Source organism: Sporichthya brevicatena, assembly GCF_039525035.1.
Taxonomy (GTDB): domain Bacteria; phylum Actinomycetota; class Actinomycetes; order Sporichthyales; family Sporichthyaceae; genus Sporichthya; species Sporichthya brevicatena.
On record NZ_BAAAHE010000088.1, the window covers coordinates 1 to 1,331 of the forward strand.

The 1,331-nt window shown below is 68.1% G+C and carries 2 pseudogenes; both read left to right on the plus strand.

Features of this window, described 5'->3' with window-relative positions:
• A pseudogene (locus ABD401_RS25045) lies at nt 1-335 on the plus strand (hypothetical protein); the annotation flags it as partial.
• 155 nt (nt 336-490) lie between these two features.
• Nucleotides 491-1,331 (plus strand): annotated as a pseudogene (locus ABD401_RS25050) (hypothetical protein); the annotation flags it as partial.

The window sequence follows — 1,331 nt, forward strand, 5'->3', positions numbered from 1 at the left end:
TCGAGAAGGCCGGGCAGACGCTGGCGATCGCCGAGGTGAAGGCCCGCACCGGGGTGAACCTCGGGAAGAAGGGGACGATCAAGATCCCGAAGCTGCACTCGGGCGGCATCGTGTCCGGCACCGGCGACCAGCTCCGGGTCCTGCAGGGCGGCGAGGGCGTGTTCACCCGCGAGCAGATGGCCGCGCTCGGTGCGGGCGCCGGCGGGGCGGCCACGCAGACCGTGATCCGCCTCGACCCGAACGGCGCCGACCGGCGGCTGGTCGAGCTGCTCCGCTACCTGGTCCGTGTCGAATCCGGCGGTAACGCCCAGGCCTTCTTCGGGCAACGCGCATGAGCAACCCGCAGCGTGACATCCAGGTCGAACTCGCGTTCGGCGCCGACCTGTCCGACCCGTCGTCGTGGTCGTGGACGGACGTGTCGGCCGACCTACTTTCGCAGTCCATCGCGATCCAGCGCGGCCGCTCGGACGAAGCCGGGGAGACCCAGCCGATGACGACGTCGCTGACGCTGGACAACGTCACCGGCGACTACACCCCCGACAACCCGGTCGGGGCGTACTACCCGAACGTGCGCCGCGGCACGCCGCTACGGCTGTCGGTGCCCAGCGGTGAGTCCTACTTCCGGGTCGGTGCCCCCGAGTCATCTCGGTTCACGACCGCGGACGCTGCTCCGCTCGACATCACCGGTGACATCGACGTCCGCGTGGAGTTCCTGATCAAGGAGATCGACACCAACAACGACCTGCTGGGAAAGTACGGCTCCGCAGGTCAGCGGTCCTGGTTCCTCGTTGTCGACAATAACAGCCGGCTTCGTCTGTGGTGGTCCGAGGACGGGACCGCCATGAAACAAGTAGCGAGCACAGTCCCAGTGCCCACCGGTAGTCGAGCGGCCTACCGCGTAACGCTCGACGTCAACAACGGCGCCGGCGGGCACACGCTCACCTTCTATTCGGCCCCGACCATCGACGGGCCCTGGACCCAGTTCGGTGACCCCGTTGTCGGATCGGGCACCACCAGCATCTACAGCAGCACGACGGAGCTGGTGGTCGGCGACGTGGCATCTTTCCCCGACACCCTGGGGAAGATTTGGGCCGCGCAGGTGTACGACGGGATCGGCGGCACCCTCGTCGCCGACGCTGACTTCCGCGGGCTGGCGCCCGGCACTACCGCATTCACCGACTCTGTCGGCCGGGACTGGGTATCCAGCAATGGGGCGGTGATCAGCGACCTGTCCACCCGGTTTATCGGTCACGTCGACGAATGGGCGCCGTCCTGGCCGGCCGGTGACGTCACCGGCGACGAGCCGCCGCACTCCGTCGTGAACATCACCG